The organism is Enterococcus malodoratus (assembly GCF_027659535.1).
Classification (GTDB): Bacteria; Bacillota; Bacilli; order Lactobacillales; family Enterococcaceae; genus Enterococcus_A; species Enterococcus_A malodoratus.
On record NZ_JAQDPG010000001.1, the window covers coordinates 420,793 to 438,922 of the forward strand.

Sequence of the window (18,130 nt, forward strand, 5' to 3'; positions counted from 1 at the left end):
TCCCCCTTTATTACCCCTAGTATATCTTTTTGCGAATCGGCTTTCTTGCGGAAAATGAACAACTATTTTTTATACCGTCGATTATTAAATAACTAAAATATGATAGCAACAATCATTTCAAAGGTTATTATACCTTATAAAATAACTGTCGTTTGACAAGGTTTAGCCTCTGTCATATACTTTTAGTTATAAAGGAGCTGGCCAGAATGAATCAGCAAGAAGCCAATCGGCGAATGGAGGAAGAAATCCAGTTTTTTCCCTGGTTCGTCCAAAATTATTTTCGTAAAAAAAGCGGTGATCAATACTCTTCCATCACCTTATATGAATATGCCAAGGAATATCGGCGCTTTTTGAATTGGTTGATTCAAGAAGGTTTTTCTTCGGCTGACCAATTAGCTGAAATTACTTTGGCTGAATTCGCTGCTTTGTGGCCAGAAGATCTGGAATTTTACAAAGCGCATCTTGTCAAAGCACCGAAAATTTTAAAAGAATCAACCAAAAAACGCCTAGAAGAAAGCGATCAAGCTCTTCCCTTACGGCAAAATGCGACCGTTCAACGCGGTGTCACTGCTTTGCGCTCGCTTTTCAGTTATTTGAGTGAAGCGATCGACCGCAAGACAGGCAAGCCTTATCTTGAACACAATATGATGGGAAAAGTCGCAAATGTCAAGGATAATAAAACGATGGCTGAACGCGGGGCGGCTATTGAGAAGAAATTATTCTTAGACGAGGAAGCCTTGGATTTTCTTGATTTTATTGAGAAGCGCTACATCGATACCTTGGAAACGCGCCAGGCAATTACCGCATTTAAGAACAATCAAGTACGAGATCTCGCGATTATCGGGCTTTTTCTCGGAACGGGAATGCGGCTGTCTGAGCTGGTCAATATGAACGTGCAGGACCTCGACTTGAACACTGGCGAAGCACGGGTATATCGTAAAGGCGGAAAATGGGATATGGTGGTGATTTCTTCGATCGCGATCGAATATCTAAACGTCTATCTGGAACAGCGAAATCAGCTTTACCAGCCAGACGAAAATGAATCGGCCCTCTTCCTCACCCGCTATCGCGGCAAGGCCAAGCGCATCGCCAACGGCGCCGTCGAAGCCATGGTTGGAAAATATTCAGAGGCCTTCAAAATCAAGATCTCGCCGCACAAACTGCGCCACTCAGTCGCGACCCAATTATATAGCAAAACCAATTCACTCGTGCAAGTCGCCGAACAGCTCGGCCAGTCCGGAACCTCAGCAACGACCGTTTATACACATATCGCTGGTAAGAAGAAACGCGATGCGATGAATGATTTGTGGACGTGATAAAAGGAGCCAAGAAATCGCAATGATTTCTTGGCTCCTTTTTAAATTTCCCATTGAAGGGGGCTTCCTAAGTATCGAGAACGAATGACAAAGTGAAAATACAGTCTAACTATTGGGCTTTACTTCACACTCAAAAAGCTTCTGAGGTCTTCTTCTACGTTTTAACTAAATAATCTAAAGCTGTTTCTTGTTACTATTTATTAAGCCCAAATATCTCCAATTGTAAATCCTTCTGTAAATGGATCAGTCGGATCTAAAACCAGATTATTGAAGCCATAGATCCATGAACAGCCAGTGATTGTTGGGACAATTGCTTTATAGTCCCCGAACGTTGTCTCTTCAACTAATTCTCCTTTATAGACAACACCTAAAAGTCCTTGATGTAGGAAAGGTTCATTTAGTTTTAGTTCACCTTTAGCATACATCGCAGCCATACGAGCACAGGTACCTGTTCCACAAGGGCAGCGATCGAGCGCTCCGATCCAGGTAGACGGGTTATCAAAATCGACCTCACCACTGGCTACGGTTACCGCATTTTTGACATCTGCATTTGGATCATCCGTTGGGCCGAACAATTGAGAAATAGTAATCCCTACTCCAGGATAATCTGGATGAACGACAGGTAATTGCTCTTGTGCCGCTTTTAAAATCAATGACGAAATACGTGTGATCTCACGACCTTGATCAGGCTCTAATTCTACCCAAGGGAATTGACGAACATCTGCCATAGCATAGAACATTCCTCCCCAAGCAACATCGACGGTGACCTTTTCAACGCCATGTCCAATGTGAGGCACATCAATGACAGTATCTGTGTAAGCAGCAAAAGCAGGAACATTTTTAAAGGTCACTTCTGTAACTTTGCCATTTTCACATTTTGCCTTGATCCCGATCAAGCCAGCAGGAGCTTCTAAATTAAATTCAGTGTATGGTTCTTGCATCGGGATAATCCCCGTTTCTAATAAAGCAGTAGCCACAGAGATTGTGTTGCCTCCAGACATCATGGGATACTCTACCTGTTCCATGATAATGAAACCAGCTGCCGCATCAGGGTGCTTTGGCGGCACAACAATATTGCAACAAAGAGGCGGATATCCTCGAGGTTCTCTAAGAAGAAATTTGCGTAAGCTATCATCTGTTTTTCTTAGGTTTTCCATCATTTCGTACACACTGTCACCTGGGATATGTCCTACGCCTCCAGTTACAACGCGCATAGGCTCGCCGTCATGTGTCTCTACACAATTGATCATTCGTTTAAATGCCATAATTACTTGCTCCTCTTTAATTGTATTTTTTATTACTAAAATTCGGCTGAAATAAATAGGTTTTCAGGTGCAATTTTGTCTTCAACCCTATCCTTCCAGTCATCTGCTTCAACGTCTTGAATGGAAACGGAAAAATATTTTTTGTCTGCTTGCATTTCTTCAGCAAGAACAGCCTGCATTCTTTTAGCAATTTTATCTTTCGTTTTTTGATCCCGTCCTGGATACATTTGGATCGCAATATGGGGCATCGAGTTTCTCCTCCTTCCGCTTAAATTTATTAGACGTTTCAGGGGCATACAATTGACAAAAGACACCGCCGACTATTAGAACAGCCGCACAAACACCTAGAGCAGTATATGCACTAAAACGATCAACAATCATCGGTAAAAGAAATGTTCCGAGGGCAGCACCAATACGACTTATCGCAATCACGGCACCCACACCTGAAGCTCTCAATCTTGCTGAAAACAATTCAGGCGGATAAGGATTCTCAGCAACAACGGAGGCAGCCATGCCGAGCGCAAAGATAGAAAATAAAACAATCGTAATCACGAGCGGTGCCTTTTGCAAAAGAATCATCCCAATAACCGCAATAGCCGGTACGTAAAAAGTTGTCATTAAAAAGGCTCTCCTTGAGATTCGATCAAAAAGAATAACACCGACGATTGCACCAACTACAACAAAAATATTGTAGATTGTACCAGACGTACCGCTATTTCCCATGTTCATGTTTTTGACTAATATGGGAATAAAGATACTTACACCAAAATAAGGAAATACTTGGCAGCCGTAGAAAATACCGCCAACTAGAGTATTTATTCGATTGTGTTCATTAAACAACTCTGACCAACTAACTTTCTCAGACTCTCCTTGCTCAACTATCGGTAAACTATAGTCCGAACCCAGCTGAGCGTGTACTAAACGTAAAGCCTCATCCTTTTTGCCAACAGTCGTTAACCATTCTGGAGACTCTGGAATATTGAGAACAATTCTAACAATCGCCGCCACGACACTAAGCAGCGCAGACGACATAAAAATCCATTTCCACGCGCCATTCCCTAAATTAACCATGGCGCTTCCAACAAAATAGGATGCAACAAAGCCGATACTCCAGAATATGATCAGATAACTTTGAAATTTATCCGCCCATTTATCTGGCAGCCATTCGGTCAACAAGGCACTACCTACTGTATAATCGATCGCGATCATTAACCCCAAAGCAATTCTTAAAATAAATAAGCTGATTGGACCGACTACGAAAAATTGAGCTAAGGAAATAACTGTAAACAGGATCATGTCTATATTGAAAAGGATTCGTCTACCCATGCGATCGGCTAGATTACCAACCACAATGCTCCCCATTAAACCAATCAATGTCCCGGCACCGATTAATCCCATCCAAAAACTGTTCAGTCCTAACGGTTCGGAAGCTTGTGTTAATGCTGTCCCTGCAATTCCTAATGCATAGGAACAAGCCATTTGTCCTAAAAGCATACAAAGAAATACTTTTTTATGAATCGTCTTTAACGATGAATCCTTATAACTCGTTTTCATTTCCATCATCATTTACCCTTTTCCTCTTTATAAAGACTTTGGTACACATAGATCGACAAACCAATATCCAAAACACCTGAACCCACACTTTCATACAAGGTGATTTCTTGATCGTTGTCTCTGGCAGATACTTTTTCAGTCAATGCGTCACCGAGTTCTCCAGTTACATCCTCTTTAGTAATCTTCCCTTCATTGAAAGGAATCAAAATATCGCCAGCGGCTTCCCACAAACCCTCTACATGCTCAGTTAAAATCTTCGATGCTTTAAGAACGGTGTTTTCATCGATTTCCTGCATGAAAGGAGTAAAAGAACCAATCGCATTTACATGTGTCCCGGGATTAAGCTTCTCACCTGAAAAAACTGGAGATTTTGCTGTCGTACACGTACAAATAATATCTGCTTGTTCTGCACATTCATCCCCTGATGCAGCAGCGACAATCGAATAGTCCTGATTTTTTTCTTTTTCAATCATTGAGATGAATTCATCGATACGTTCGGGCACAACGTCATAAACATAGACTTTTTCTAATTTTCTAACCTCTTGAATAGCAAGTACTTGAGAATATGCCTGCAACCCTGTACCGATGATAGATAAAACAGACGCGTTTTTTCTAGCCATTAAATCTGTCGCAACAGCAGCACTTGCGCCTGTTTTAATCGCCGTTAAATAATTCGCATCGATCAAAGCCTGCAATACTCCTGTTTCTGCTGAGTAGAGGCTAATTTTTGAAATGGTACTTGGAAGTCCAATAGTCACATTTTTGGGAAATACAGAAGAAAATTTTGAACCAAAAAATGGTTGACTAAGTGAATTAGCGACTAACCATTGCCCTACATTTTCTTCACCGCGTATAGGCATATATATTCTATTTCCAGCACGTATTTGGCCTTCTGCACATTCAAAATATAATTTCTTCACAACCTCAATCACATTTCCCATACTTAAAAATGTTTTGACCTGCTTTTCATTGATTGTCTTCACGATATCATCCCTTCAACATTTGAGTTATTTACGAGATTATTGTAACGATGGGCTTGTCGTAAATAAACCAACAAAAAGTGTTGCCCGCTATCAGTTTTCTTAATACCCAGTCAACCTGTGCTTTTGTTCACAATTAGCGATGGCGTTATAAGACCTTTTGTTATCGGGTATTCAGGTTCCTAATACCAGCGCTTGACATTGCATTAGAAAAAGCTGATAATTTCTAGGTTCGCAGTACATATACTCTTAGGAGGTCAGTATGGATAAATACGATGTAATATTAGAGGTTGTAAAAACAAGTAATATTTCTCAGGCCGCAAAGAATTTAAACTATAGCCAATCAGCGATTAGTCAAACCATTAAATCTTTTGAAAATGAGATGGGGTTCCCAATTTTTAAACGAACGAACTCTGGTGTGATGCTTTTACCAAATGCAAGTTCTGTTATAAAATCACTTGAGATTATTCATCAAGAGAACCTGCGATTACAACAGCTATCAGATGCTATGACGCAATCAGAAATTGGGACTGTCCGCATCGGAAGCTTTATTAGCTTTGCAATGACCTACCTGCCCAAAATATTAAAAGAATTTACGACAAAATATCCAAAAATCAAATTTGAGATTTTTACAGGAAATCAACAAGAAATCTATGAAAAATTAAGCCGAAATGAAATTGATGTTGCTTTCACATCGATGTATGGCATGGATGAGTTTTCTTATGAAGTTTTTTTACAAGATGAGTTTGTCGTCGTGTTGCCCTGCGATCATCCATTTGTTACCGAACCTACTGTTTCCATCAATCGGATAGTCGATGAAACATATATCCTATCTGGAGAAAGATTTGATTTTGAAATTGGTAGTTTCATTCATTCCCTTGGTTTAGAACCACAATACACCTTCGAAATTTTCGATGAACTTGTAGCTTTAAAACTTATCGAAGCCGGATTTGGCATCAGTATTTTTTCGAAATTTTTTCTCGATAGCATACCTAACCATGTCAATGTCGCTATTCGGCCAATTAGTGAACACTATTATCGTTCATTAGTCATTGCTAAAAACTCAGATGTCTATTCTTCTGCAGCATCTGATATTTTCAACCGATTTGCCACAACATGGCTCGAGAATATTGGTGAAAAACAGTAGCTTGAACCCTACTTATTGGTTATCCAGAAATATTTTTGCTACTCTTAGTTTAGACATTTTTTTGAGAGTGTTCTGAACGATCTAGAATAATGCACAATATTTTTTACTTTTCATGAGTTTTAGAATAAACCAAAAGCAGCCAAAGATAATTTTATCTTTGGCTGCTTTTGGTTTATCAGCTAGTGACTCTTTTTCTTTAACTTCATTAATCTTGCATTCTCAATTTTACTCCTGTCAGTCAAGAAATGGTCGAACACCATGACAAATAGCCCGCCGAAATAGCGGGCTGAAATATTACTGCAAGATAGCAGCTCAAATAATCGATCTCACTCCTTCCACCTCATACCAACGTCGGATTTCATGATGAGAGGAAAGAGTGAATCAGTTATTCTCGCCTTCGAATGCGATCCAGCAGCCGCTTTCGAAGACGCTTCGGTTTCTCTGGCGGTGATTGAGTGATCTCTGAGGTTTCAAGCGGCACCTGCTCTTGCTCAATCTTCTCTGTGACGATCAATCTTGCCGGAACGGATTGGTCATCGACCACCACATTTATCAGTGAAGTATGCGGCGGCATACATGCTAGGATCAGGCTAAATGCTTGGTTCTCATCCAGCTTCCACGGATTGATCCCTTTCGGCAGTTCGATGGTTTGAATCAGTACATCTGGTTCTGGTCTCTCTTCCAAGATAGTCAAATCTTGCGGAATCCGGATATTCTCAAGGCTCTCCATTGGTTCCACGGGCTCTGTTTGCGGTGGCAGAGCTTCTGTTTTTTTCGGCAACGGTTTTGTCTGAGTCTGGCCCATCGCCGCCTCCATCATTCTAGTCAGCGGGTCTTTTGCTTGTTTCTTTACCTTCTTTCGGTCGTCAAAAATCGGTTCAACGATTTTCTCCCGCACAGTTGCATGCAGCACCTCTTTAAATAAGCCGACACCATCCTTTTCAAACAGATCGAGCTTGGTTAATTTTGTCAAAGATGCTTTGATTTCTTCCGCCGTTTTCGTCGGATCGAAGTTTTTTAGTTGAAGATGCTGGGATTTGCCATTACTGTTCGCAAATTCCGCATCTAGCGTAATTGTTTTTATCATTTCATTCATTTCTTTTCTTTTTTTGTTTTTAACCTCCTTTCTCGCTACGTGGTCATGATTCAGCTAATCCTGCCAAGGGTCTTTTAATTACTTGTGTATATAATTGCTCAAGCTTTTCAGCGATAAATGTTTGTGTTGGAAATAATTTGATTGATAATAATTGCCAGTCCTTTTTCCCAAAGTATTCGCCAAAATAAAGATAATAACGGCGCATCGCAGCTGTCGAGCGCGTTTTTAGAAAAATATGCTGAACCAAGGCCCGCAGGACATTTGAAAAATCCGCATCACACAATTCTTCTCTTACTTGAAGTGCGATCAACATTTCGATGGTGGCCTTTCCATCTGTTGTCTCATAGTAAAATGTACGGATACGTTTCTCCAATGTTCGACGGGATAATTTGAATAATTGCTGTCTGCTTAGTCCATGTTCCTTCAAAAGACTTCCTCCTTTCGGGCTAATTTTTAATCATTATTATCTAAGATATCTACACCAACAAAATACCCCTTTTGTCACGGCTTTTACACACCATTTAATTAATAATAAATTAATCATAATGATTTTCAGAGGCTGATTGTGATGCTATCAGGCTTTAATCCATCATAAAATAATGAAAACCTTTTCAAAAAATGTTGATTCTGTAGTTCAAAAAAAGCCCTTTAAGTTAGAATCAACTTAAAGAGCGCACTTCATAAGTGTTTTTATATCGGTGATTATTCCGATGCTGTGTCCGACTGACCATCGTCTAGAACAAATTGAAAGGTCCCTTCATGGGTAAATGGTCTGCGTCCACCACGATAATTGTCATCTGTGAAGGTCATGAAGCTCTTTACAAACTCATTCTTAGTATCAATGGTATAAGAGACACAAAGTCCGGATTCCTCGACCCAATCAACGGAATAAATCCCGCCAGGATACTCCTCAATATGGATCTTTTCGACATCAGTCGCCCCTTCGTCTTCTTTGCGAATCGAGGTCCAACGCAACTGTTTTTCCTCTAAAAAATCAATGCGAAATTGCAGCCCTGAATCGAATTTAATGATCGCTGTTTTACCTTCTAATGGATGTTGTTTCATACATGCACCTGCCTAAAATCAATTATTTGAGTACACCACTCCTAGTCAGCATACAGGGTTTAGCAGCGGATATCAATCGAAAAAAGTAAACGCATACAGGAATTTACTTTCCCGATTTTTATTCTGCTTGATTTCCGGCCGCGATGGTTTGAAAACCAGAATTTAAGGCCTCATTTTCTGTTAGATTAAAATGCAAAGCCTTATCAGGCATTCCTTGATTCTGCATTGAAACTAACACTACTGGCTGATTGCCTCTGAATCCAAAGAAATAGATATGTCTGCCAGCCGATGGGTTCTGAGCCGTTTGCGCATCGGAATAAACCGAGACGATACTATATTCTGATGCCGACTCCCCCGAATCAGACCATTCAGCAGATACAATAGTGTCATTAACTGCGATTGGATTCCGTTTAGAAGCACCTAGCACATCATCAGGCAGTTGCATGCCATAATAATTAACATTATTACTAGGACGATACTCGTTATAGCTTTGCCCCATGACACTTTCCCAATTCTTCATAAATGCTTGCAGCTCACCTGTTTTACGGGCATCCCAAATTGTGTTTGATACACTTACCGGATTCTCCGAACTTTCGTTTATCTCCTCTGATGCCGATGAAACGATTGTTTCGGAACCGCTTGAATCATTGCTTGAACTAATTGTTTCCTCCGTACTTGAAGTATCACTAACGGATTGTTTTTCTGTGGAATACGTTTCAGAAACTTTAATCTTTTCATTACTGCTCTTCTCAGTCGTCTTTGTTTCGTTTTTGCTGCATCCTGCTAAACTTAATAAGCCAATACAGACACTTAAACTGATAAATATTTTTTTCATTTGATCACTCCAAATTCGTTTCTTTATTATTGTTATAATAACTAAAAAACGAAGTAATAAGGAGCCTTTTTTTGTCTGATTAGAAAAGTTTATTGCGCACCTGTTCCAACCTTCATATCAATTTCATCAAGTTATAACTCCAATATATTGGGGTTAACCTCAATATATCGTGCAAAGTATAGTCACTCTTAAAAGAACAGTTATTTCATCTTGCGAAAACTTATTTAATAATGATTTTTTTAAAGTAATAAAACATAAAACCAGCTCAGATACTCATCACGGGTTTCTGAGCTGGTTCATTTTTTATTCGACGTTCTCTTTCAACCAAGCAATCAACCGCTGCGCTACTTGTTGATTTTGATTCTTGATGGTGGCTTTTCCATCACCTTTTTGCGCACCATACGAACCAAAGCCGGCATGATTTCCTCCAGCGATTTCCTGATAATCCGTATTCTTGGGCAAGTCTTGTTTGGCCTTTCTATATGCCTCTTGATTTAGTACCCGATCATTTTCCGCAGTCAGTGATAAGACTGGAATATTTTTATCAGCTAGGCTGCCCTTTTCATCTGGATAGCTGGCCAAGAAAAATTGCCCCGCCAGCTTATCAGAATGTTCCTTTGAGAATCGGCTAGCCATCACCCCGCCCAACGAATGGCCCCCAACAACATAAGTCCGATTTGGGTGTTCAGAAAGTACCTTCTCTCCTCGATTTGGCGCCAAAACAGCCAAATCTAAAGGCATTTTCAGTATATAGACAGGATAACCTGCTTCTGCCACCGTTTCAGCCCACGGACTATAACTGCCGGGATCAACCAACGCACCAGGATAAAAAATAATCATCGGTTTCGTTTTATCTTTGGCGGGAAAATACAGCCAATCGCTCGTATCCTTCACCTGCTCCGTTATCTGTTGAGCATTGTTCGTGGGCGAGTAAGTTTGTGTATGTAGATAGGCAACCCCACCAACCAGTACAACAACCAATCCGATAAAAATCGTCAGAAGAACTTTTTTCCATTTTTTCACGACAATCGTTCCTTTCTTTCGTTGTCATGATACCATTATCGCAGGAGCCGCAGCAATTATTGTGACCACCTGTTTGGAAGATAATCCTTCAACTAGTTAAGCAAAAAAAGACCAATCATTTTGGCTAATAATTGATCTTTTTTCAACTTATTTTTGTTGGAAATTCAGCGCCGCTCCAATAAGATTCGCGTCATTTTGAAATTTGCAGCATTTGATTGCGGGCATTATTGCTTCTACGCCTTCCTTTTTAAGAGAATCAAACAGTCGTGTGGAAAGCTCCGCCGCTAAATCGGGACGCCTAGAGATTCCGCCACCCAAGACGATCAATTCTGGATCAAACATCACTTGGATATTATAGAGATTATTGGCCATGATTTGATACATTTCGTCCAGCAATTTTGCAGCGATCGGATCACCATTTTCTTTTAAAGCGAACAGTTCTTTTCCTTCAACCTGCGTTCCGGTTTGCTCCGAATAGAAGTTCGCGGCTTTGACTAAGGTGCCGTTCAAGCTAAATGTTTCGGTGTTCTGACTCTTCAGCAGACCAACTTCACCGCCGAAAAGATGGCTTCCTTTATACAATTCTCGCTGAACAAAAAGGGCTCCGCCTACCCCTGTACCTAAGACAACAAAAGCGATGTTTTGCGCATCTTTTCCAACACCCAGGCCTACTTCCGCGATGCCTGCACAATTGGCATCATTCTCAATCGTTACTGGCAGACCGAAGTAGTGTTCAAGCTCATCGAAAATCGGGCGTTGATGAATGTACTCGACCGCGCTGATACCCAAAATTTGTCTTTTAACTTGGTCTACCGCACCCGGTGAGCTGATTGCGATACCTTCGATAGACCGATCGTAGGCATCGATCACCTGCTTAAACTTTTCGAGTAATTTCTCAAATGTATCAGGCGTTGGAAAAGCGGAAACCTCACTCAGTGCTTGCTTTTCCCAAATGCCATGTTTTACTGAAGTTCCTCCAATATCAAATACCGCTAAACTCATCTATCATCACCTAAAATCCATTATTTTGACTGACTGTTTTAAACCATTTGCCGCTCTTTTTCACTGATCGCACCATTGTTTCTAGGTCCAATCTGTAGAAGCCATAGCGATTGCGGTAGCCGTTCAGCCAAGACCAGCAATCGATAAATGTCCAGGCATGATAGCCAAAGCAATTGCTTCCTTCAAGAATTCCTTGATGCAAATAGCTTAAATGTTCTTCCATAAAAGCAATTCGATAATCGTCTTCTATTTCTCCTGAAGCATTCATAAAGCGCTCCTCATCAGCAACGCCCATGCCGTTTTCACTCACAAACCAAGGAATATTGTGATAGTCGTCCTTCATCATGAGCGCGACATCGTAAAGTGCTTCGGGATAGATTTCCCATCCACGGTAAGGATTGATTTTCTTGTCCGGCCAATCATAGGGCGCATAAAAATCAGCAGGCATTTGTGCTGGGTGATTCGCTGCTTGCGGCGCCTGAACCCGTCTAGGCTGATAGTAATTCAGTCCAATAAAATCCACTAAATTTTCTGCGATCAGCTCTTTGTCGCCAGCGTTTACTTCTGGCAGCAAATTATTTTCCGCTAAAAGTGTTTTCAGGTCTTCGGGAATCGAACCTAAAACCGCCGGGTCTAAAAAGCTTCGAGTATTCAATAAATCTGACCGATACGCAGCCAACAAATCAGCTTTGGCCTCACTTTTAGGATACGTAGGCGAAATATTTAAGATAATTCCGATTTCTCCTGTTTCCGATACTGCTCTAAAGGCTTTTACCGCCGCTTTATGAGCAAGCAAGGTATGATAACCCACCTGAACCGCGCGTTGAAAATCAATGACCGCGGGATAATGATACTGATAGAGATAACCGCATTCGACATGCACCATCGGCTCGTTGAAGGTCGTCCATTTTTTGACTAAATCGCCAAATAATTCAAAACACGTTTTAGCGTAGAAGGCAAACGCCTCGATAGAGTGCCGGCTTTCCCAGCCACCCTGATCCATCAGCCACATGGGCATATCAAAATGAAAAAGATTAATGATCGGCTCCACTCCATGGGCACTCATAGCAGAGAAATAATCGAGATAAAACTCAACCGCTGCTGGATTGATCGTCTTTCCATCCGGCAGCAAGCGCGCCCAAGAAATAGAGGTTCTAAGTGAATTCAAGCCAATCTCTTTCATCCGTTGACAATCAGCTAAATAGTGATCGTACACGCCAGACGTGATCGCGGGTCCTTGGTTTTGATTGAACTTCTCGGGGGCTTCATGGAACCACTGATCCCATGTTGTTGCTGACTTTCCAAAAGCTAAACTTTGGCCTTCCGTTTGAGGTGCAGACATTGCCGCTCCCCATAGAAAATTTTTAGGGAAATCCTTCATAGTGACTCCTTTTTATTTGTGCAATATTTGTTCAGATTCCAACCACTGGGACAAGGCATCCGAATATAGATGAATATACCGCTCATACACCATATCCAACTGGATCAGGATTGGAATTTGCGGAGAAATATTTCCCAGCGCTTCTTCTCTGGTAAAGCTCGCGGCAATCAAGACCACATCCGCATGAGGGATCAGCTGTGAGTAACGATTCGACGTAATCAACAAAACTGAAACGTTTCGTTCCTTTGCGGTTTTCATCGCCGCCAGCAATTCTTCATCATCTCCGCGTAAACTAGAAACAACGATCAACTCGTCTTCATTGGCAAAATGGGCCGACATGAGAATAGAGTTTTCATCTGTAATCACGCGAACATATTTGCCGACTCGCGAAAACTTGAACTGGAAATCCGCGCCGGCATAGGAATTGAAGCCTTTTCCTAAAAAATGAATGATTTTATGCTGGTGCAGCAGCTCGCAAAAGGCATCCACAACCTCTTGCGAATAGTTGCTGTCGCTTCTTGTCGCCAGCGAATGGTACGCCGCGGTTATTTTTGATGACACGGATAAGGTTGATTCCTCGTTATCTAAAGAAAGCTTATAGAGAAAAATCAATTCTTTGTAATTATTCAACCCAATCTTTTTACAAAATCTGGTAATCGATGATTTCGAAACAGCTAAATGTTCGGATAATTTATCGATCGTCATCGGCGCTTGCTTACTCAATAAGTAATCTGCTATCACCTGCTCAACAGATGTAAAGTTCAAACGACAGGACTCAATTAGAATAAAAAGGTCTTCTTGCATATGATTTCTCCTCAATCGACGATCTGAATCGTCTTTATTTCTCCCGGTTTAAAGGTTCCTAGAGGAATAATAGCATTTTTTTCCATTGAAGAAATAGCGTTTCCTTTCAGATCGACAAACGTATAGTTCATTTCGTGTGACTCTTGCAGTGTTCCGCCTTCAACTTCTCGGCTGAAATCAGGATTGTAGACACGAACGTCAAAGCCAGGCCCATTCGCCGTTTTTACTAAGGAACTAAAAACAAGGGTACTGCTGTCAAATTCGATTCCTGTTAGTGCGGTCACTTTAGTTTTCAGCGGATTCGAGACAAAATATTTAAGCGTCGTCGTAAAACGATTCAGCTCCTGAATCTGATAAAACGGACTGCTGATTGCATAGTCCAAGTAATCCTTCGCAAGCTGTGCTGGTTGATAAGCGTTGTCTAACTGAAGCGCAAATTTAAAGGTCATTTTTTTATGCAATTGACTATCTGGTGTCGGAATATATTTGAACTCATTTCCTGAAGCTACACCCGGACGTCTAATCAGATCGGGCCGACCTAGATAGCCCACGGAACGGAACAATGTCAACGCCATCGTCTGAAAATTATCTCCAACAAATTGATATTCCTTCATTCCTTTACTGAAAACAGTCCAGCTAGAGTTCTCAGCATGACTATTCACATATGTCAGCATAGGGAAAATCGCCGTGGGTTCTTCCCGCCAGCCTAATTCTTTCCAGTCATTGATATGGCGATCCTCCACGGCTCGCTTGATCGTGCCAAAAGGCGTATCGGTATAGGAAAAATTATTCGTATGCGGCGTATTGATCAACACTCTCATTCGGTGGTCGTCTGCCTGATTTTCAAGTACCAAATGGCATTGAAGCTGTCGGCTATCCTTCATTAACTCAATCGTCAACTGGTAAGGAATTGTCTGCGTTCTTTTTTGTTCTTCCCGTTCCTGTAAATCTTTAGCGACCTGCCATTCACCGACAAAAGTTAATTTCGACAGTAATGGGCTTTGACTCGCTTCACAGCTGGCTTCTTTTAAATCCAAACGATAAAGCTGATCCGCGTAAGGAGGCGAATAGTCATAGGTATCGCCTTCATCGCCGCTATCTTCGAAGGCTAAAAAGTTCTTAAAGGTTTTTCCGGCTTTTTGGTCCACTAAGGACAACTCGCCCGCCTCAAAAATCAGCCGATAATAGTCGTTTTCGATTGAATCAATTGCTGCTTTTGGTGCGGCTTCTTTCATTCCGGCAAGATATTCCACTACTTGATAAGTGCGAAAGCTCAAGGCAGGAATCTCTGCTTCCAGCAGCAATTCGTGCACGTAATAAAAGCTCGCAGGATCTTCATCCTGTTTCTCACGCCGAATCGAGCCGCAGAACTCTTTTCTCGTCTTCACCAATTCAAAAGGAACCGCGCGTCCATCCATCTCAAGCGATATGCCCGCAAACGGAGTAGACACTTCACACTTCATTACTTTTTTGTTTTTCCATGGCAAGGTATTGAAAACAACCAGTTCACCTTCTGTCAGATCCATTCGCGACTCGGCGATTTTTCTCGTCAGATAATCCACCAACGAGTAGGAAAGCTGATCCGCCTCAACAAAACGCTCCATAATAATCTGATTGGTTTTATCACTATTGCAGCCGCCAGCGGAATCATGCGCCTGATTTTTATTCAACAGCTTCCAAATGCGATCAAGCAGCCCTTTTTTATAAGGAATCCCGCATTTTTCTGCCATCACCATCAAAGGCTCCGCTTGATAGATCATTCTCCGTTCGACTTTATCGTTCAAATACTTATGATCGTAGCGGGAAGAGTAAATCGACCGATGAATTTTTGACACCGAGCTGGAAATAAACTCGCCGTCCACCGTTGGAAGCTCCTGCTCCTTGATTGCTTCAAAAAACATCTCATAATTGCTTTCAACGAGTTCGACATCTTTTAATTCTTGATTGTATTGTTCCATCCGTTCACGTAAATTAAAATCAATATATCGCTGATCACCGCCCACGGGTAAAACTAACTCGGTGCCAGTCGCTCCTTCGGAAATCGTATCGATCAAGGATTCTGCGTCATCCGAGTAAATTAGGCCGACTCCTACAAAGTAGCCATTTTTTATATTCGACGTTAACACACTGGAACCATCCTCTGCTCCCCAATGAAATTCACGCTTGGTCGTAACCTCATTCGGAACGCCGCGCCAGAAAACAGCTTGCTGAATACCGAATTCGTTATAGATTTTTGGCATGTCCTTGCTTTGACCAAAGGAATCAGGCAAATAACCGATGTTCATATAGCCGCCCAATGACTCCGCCAGCTTCATTCCCAGATTCAAGTTTCGAACGATCGACTCGCCTCGCACGATCAGCTCGTCGGTTTGTGTATACCACGGACCAATGGCCAGCTTTCCGCTTTTTACTAGCTGCGACAAGCGCCCTTTTTGCTCTGGAAAACTCGTTAAATAATCATCCAAAATACTCATCTGTCCGTCTAACAAATAATAGTCGATCTGCTCTTCTTCTAATGCCTGCATCACCTCATCTAAATGATAAGCCAGCTGAACAAAGGATTCATTGGTGGTGAAATACCATTCAAAATCCCAATGCGTGTGATGTATTACATGAACTTTTTTTTGCATAAGTGCCATCCTACTCGTAAATTATTGTTTCCTATTTATTTAAAATCGATTTGATCAATGATCTCAGCCAACGCATCCGGATCGTCCTGTTGCAAGACACCGTCCCTAAAGTCCTTGTCGATCAGCTTTCTTGCGATCAGGCTTAATAGTTTTAGGTGTTCGGTGGCGCCCTCTTCCGGAATCGTCAAACCGAAGGCAACCTTTACCGGCTGGTTATCAAGCGCGTTCCAAGGAATCGCATGTGCAAATTTGACTAGAAATAACCCCGGCTTCTTATTGGCACTGCTTTTGCAATGAGGAATCGCGATATGATCCTTAAAGCCTGTCGTTGCTTCCTGTTCTCGGGCTTTTAAGCCTTCAAAATAAGTTTGTTCATCCGTTACGAAGCCTGATTCATAGGCAAATTTTGCGATACTTTTAAAGGCTTCCTCCTGTGTGGTTGCTGTTTCATCAAATAAAATATGTTCCCGATTAAATACTTCTCTATTCATTTTCACTCTACCTGCCTATTCGTTTACTGTTTGCATCATTTGATCTTGTTCTTCTTGCTCAATAGCGATATCCTCGACAACTTGTTTCCGTGTAAATCCAATCAGCAGAGCCGTTGTCAATATGCCCGCACTTACACACAATATCCATGTGACAAAAGGAATCGGTTGTTCAATATAGCCAATAAAGGTTCCTAACGGAGATCCGATTCCGCCGTAAAACTTGCAGCCCGTTGCAGCCGCTAGACCGCCGGCAACTGCCGAACCTGCCACGTTAGAAAAAATCATTCTGATTGGATCGGCCGCTACGAAAGGAATTGCTCCTTCTGTGACACCTACGATCCCCATTCCAAAAGCAGCGCTGGCCGCGATCTTCTCATTTTTAGAAAATTTCTTTTTAAACAGGATCGTTGCTAACCAAACGCCCAGTGGTGCAACAGAAATTGCTGCTTGTGTAGCTGTTCCTGGAACGAAATTCGCACCGTCGATCCCATATTTCGTTAAAGTATCTGTAAAGATCGCGGTTCCAAAAACTAGCGCTGTTTTATTGATCGGTCCGCCCAAATCAAAGCCAATCATCGCACCGCAGATCGCTCCAATTAAAATCGGCGCTCCGGCATAGTTATTGTTTAAGTTCGTTAGTCCTTGATACATCGCATCCATTCCGATTGCGATGGGATTTCCAATAATATAAAGAACGATCAATGTAATGATTGCTGTTGCGATGAATGGAATGATCATGATCGGTACGATCGGAACTAATAATCTAGGCCATTTGATTTTCTTCAGACCCTTAACTAGATAACCAACAATAAATGCCACGATGATCGCGCCGATAAAACCGCCGCCAGCTTCTGTGTTTAAAAACTCGGGATCATTTACAAGGTAAGCCCCAATCATTGCTGGTGCAATGGCTGGTTTGTCAGCAATCGAATTCGCTACAAAACCGGCGAATAACGGAATCATCAGTTTGAAACCGATTTGCCCCACATAGAACAGCTTAGACATCAAGAAACCCATTTGTGTTTTGTTATCAAAGCCCCAGTTAACGATTCGGCCCAAATCATCTTTTTGGAAAGCGTATAAATTGGCGATCGTTAAAATCAAACCCGCGGCAATAACCATAGGAACCATATAAGAGATCCCGCTCATAATGTGCGTGAAGAAGTTTATCTTCTCTTTATCGTTCCCGATTTGAATCTTTCCGACCTTTGAGCCCTTTTTCCCAAAAACCTGCGCTTCTGCAAAAGCCTGATTGATCAAGGCTTCTGAATCTTCAATCGCCGGAATTGATTTTGTGACAAAAAGCGGCTTGCCAGTAAAACGCATCGGATCGATTTTGATATCAGACGCAACAATCACTAAATCAGCCTGTTCAATATCTTCCGCTGTCAGGACGTTTTCCGCTCCAATCGCGCCATTCGTTTCGACCTTGATTCCATAGCCCATTCTTTTAGCAGCCTGCTCAAGTGATTCCGCCGCCATGTACGTATGCGCGATGCCCGCCGCACATGCTGTGACAGCAACAATGTTTCTCTCCATTT

At 41.8% G+C, this 18,130-nt stretch carries 17 protein-coding genes; 2 read left to right on the plus strand and 15 right to left on the minus strand.

Annotated features, from left to right (window positions below; genetic code table 11):
- Positions 1-206 precede the first annotated feature (206 nt).
- Positions 207-1,316 carry a tyrosine recombinase XerS gene (gene xerS / locus PGP85_RS02085; protein WP_270325776.1) on the plus strand — a complete coding sequence of 370 codons (1,110 nt, stop codon included), beginning with the start codon at positions 207-209 and terminating at the stop codon, positions 1,314-1,316.
- A 200-nt stretch (positions 1,317-1,516) separates the two neighbouring features.
- Here xerS and PGP85_RS02090 read toward each other — a convergent pair whose 3' ends face one another.
- The 4 genes from PGP85_RS02090 to PGP85_RS02105 are packed head-to-tail and all read right to left on the minus strand — an operon-like array spanning position 1,517 to position 5,118.
- Positions 1,517-2,581, minus strand: a complete 1,065-nt coding sequence (locus tag PGP85_RS02090; RefSeq protein ID WP_270325778.1) for a proline racemase family protein — start codon at positions 2,579-2,581, stop codon at positions 1,517-1,519.
- Between the two features lie 35 nt (positions 2,582-2,616).
- Positions 2,617-2,829 carry a tautomerase family protein gene (locus PGP85_RS02095; RefSeq protein WP_251866498.1) on the minus strand — a complete coding sequence of 71 codons (213 nt, stop codon included), beginning with the start codon at positions 2,827-2,829 and terminating at the stop codon, positions 2,617-2,619.
- A complete protein-coding gene (locus tag PGP85_RS02100) occupies positions 2,774-4,147 on the minus strand; it encodes an MFS transporter (protein WP_270325781.1) in 1,374 nt (457 codons plus the stop codon). The genes PGP85_RS02095 and PGP85_RS02100 overlap by 56 nt, the downstream gene beginning before the upstream one ends.
- The gene (locus PGP85_RS02105; protein WP_270325783.1) at positions 4,144-5,118 is read right to left on the minus strand and encodes an ornithine cyclodeaminase family protein; all 975 of its coding nucleotides are present in this window, start codon (positions 5,116-5,118) and stop codon (positions 4,144-4,146) included. The genes PGP85_RS02100 and PGP85_RS02105 overlap by 4 nt, the downstream gene beginning before the upstream one ends.
- 259 nt (positions 5,119-5,377) lie before the next feature.
- Between PGP85_RS02105 and PGP85_RS02110 the strand changes: the two genes are divergently transcribed.
- Positions 5,378-6,262, plus strand: a complete 885-nt coding sequence (locus tag PGP85_RS02110; protein ID WP_270325785.1) for a LysR family transcriptional regulator — start codon at positions 5,378-5,380, stop codon at positions 6,260-6,262.
- 385 nt (positions 6,263-6,647) lie between these two features.
- Here PGP85_RS02110 and PGP85_RS02115 read toward each other — a convergent pair whose 3' ends face one another.
- The 11 genes from PGP85_RS02115 to PGP85_RS02165 form a co-directional block, all read right to left on the minus strand.
- A complete protein-coding gene (locus PGP85_RS02115) occupies positions 6,648-7,349 on the minus strand; it encodes a DUF2922 family protein (RefSeq protein ID WP_270326124.1) in 702 nt (233 codons plus the stop codon).
- A 52-nt stretch (positions 7,350-7,401) separates the two neighbouring features.
- The gene (locus PGP85_RS02120; RefSeq protein ID WP_270325787.1) at positions 7,402-7,785 is read right to left on the minus strand and encodes a hypothetical protein; all 384 of its coding nucleotides are present in this window, start codon (positions 7,783-7,785) and stop codon (positions 7,402-7,404) included.
- A 275-nt stretch (positions 7,786-8,060) separates the two neighbouring features.
- A complete protein-coding gene (locus PGP85_RS02125) occupies positions 8,061-8,423 on the minus strand; it encodes a MoaF-related domain-containing protein (protein WP_270325789.1) in 363 nt (120 codons plus the stop codon).
- Positions 8,424-8,541: 118 nt separating this feature from the next.
- On the minus strand, positions 8,542-9,258 hold the full coding sequence (locus tag PGP85_RS02130) for a DUF4767 domain-containing protein (protein WP_270325790.1): 717 nt from the start codon (positions 9,256-9,258) through the stop codon (positions 8,542-8,544).
- Positions 9,259-9,561: 303 nt separating this feature from the next.
- Entirely contained in the window at positions 9,562-10,281 is a 720-nt protein-coding gene (locus PGP85_RS02135) for an alpha/beta hydrolase (RefSeq protein ID WP_270325791.1), read from the minus strand.
- 147 nt (positions 10,282-10,428) lie between these two features.
- Positions 10,429-11,283: an ROK family protein gene (locus tag PGP85_RS02140; protein WP_270325792.1), complete on the minus strand. Its 855-nt coding sequence runs from the start codon at positions 11,281-11,283 to the stop codon at positions 10,429-10,431.
- A 10-nt stretch (positions 11,284-11,293) separates the two neighbouring features.
- Positions 11,294-12,664 carry a glycoside hydrolase family 1 protein gene (locus tag PGP85_RS02145; RefSeq protein ID WP_270325794.1) on the minus strand — a complete coding sequence of 457 codons (1,371 nt, stop codon included), beginning with the start codon at positions 12,662-12,664 and terminating at the stop codon, positions 11,294-11,296.
- 12 nt (positions 12,665-12,676) lie between these two features.
- Positions 12,677-13,468 carry a MurR/RpiR family transcriptional regulator gene (locus PGP85_RS02150; RefSeq protein WP_251866484.1) on the minus strand — a complete coding sequence of 264 codons (792 nt, stop codon included), beginning with the start codon at positions 13,466-13,468 and terminating at the stop codon, positions 12,677-12,679.
- Positions 13,469-13,479: 11 nt separating this feature from the next.
- Positions 13,480-16,098 (minus strand): glycoside hydrolase family 38 N-terminal domain-containing protein, encoded by a 2,619-nt coding sequence (locus PGP85_RS02155; protein ID WP_270325796.1) that lies wholly within the window; start codon positions 16,096-16,098, stop codon positions 13,480-13,482.
- Between the two features lie 35 nt (positions 16,099-16,133).
- Positions 16,134-16,589 carry a PTS sugar transporter subunit IIA gene (locus tag PGP85_RS02160; protein ID WP_251866482.1) on the minus strand — a complete coding sequence of 152 codons (456 nt, stop codon included), beginning with the start codon at positions 16,587-16,589 and terminating at the stop codon, positions 16,134-16,136.
- Positions 16,590-16,604: 15 nt separating this feature from the next.
- Positions 16,605-18,128, minus strand: coding sequence for a PTS fructose transporter subunit IIC (locus tag PGP85_RS02165; RefSeq protein WP_270325799.1), 1,524 nt, complete (start codon positions 18,126-18,128; stop codon positions 16,605-16,607).
- Positions 18,129-18,130: the final 2 nt, after the last annotated feature.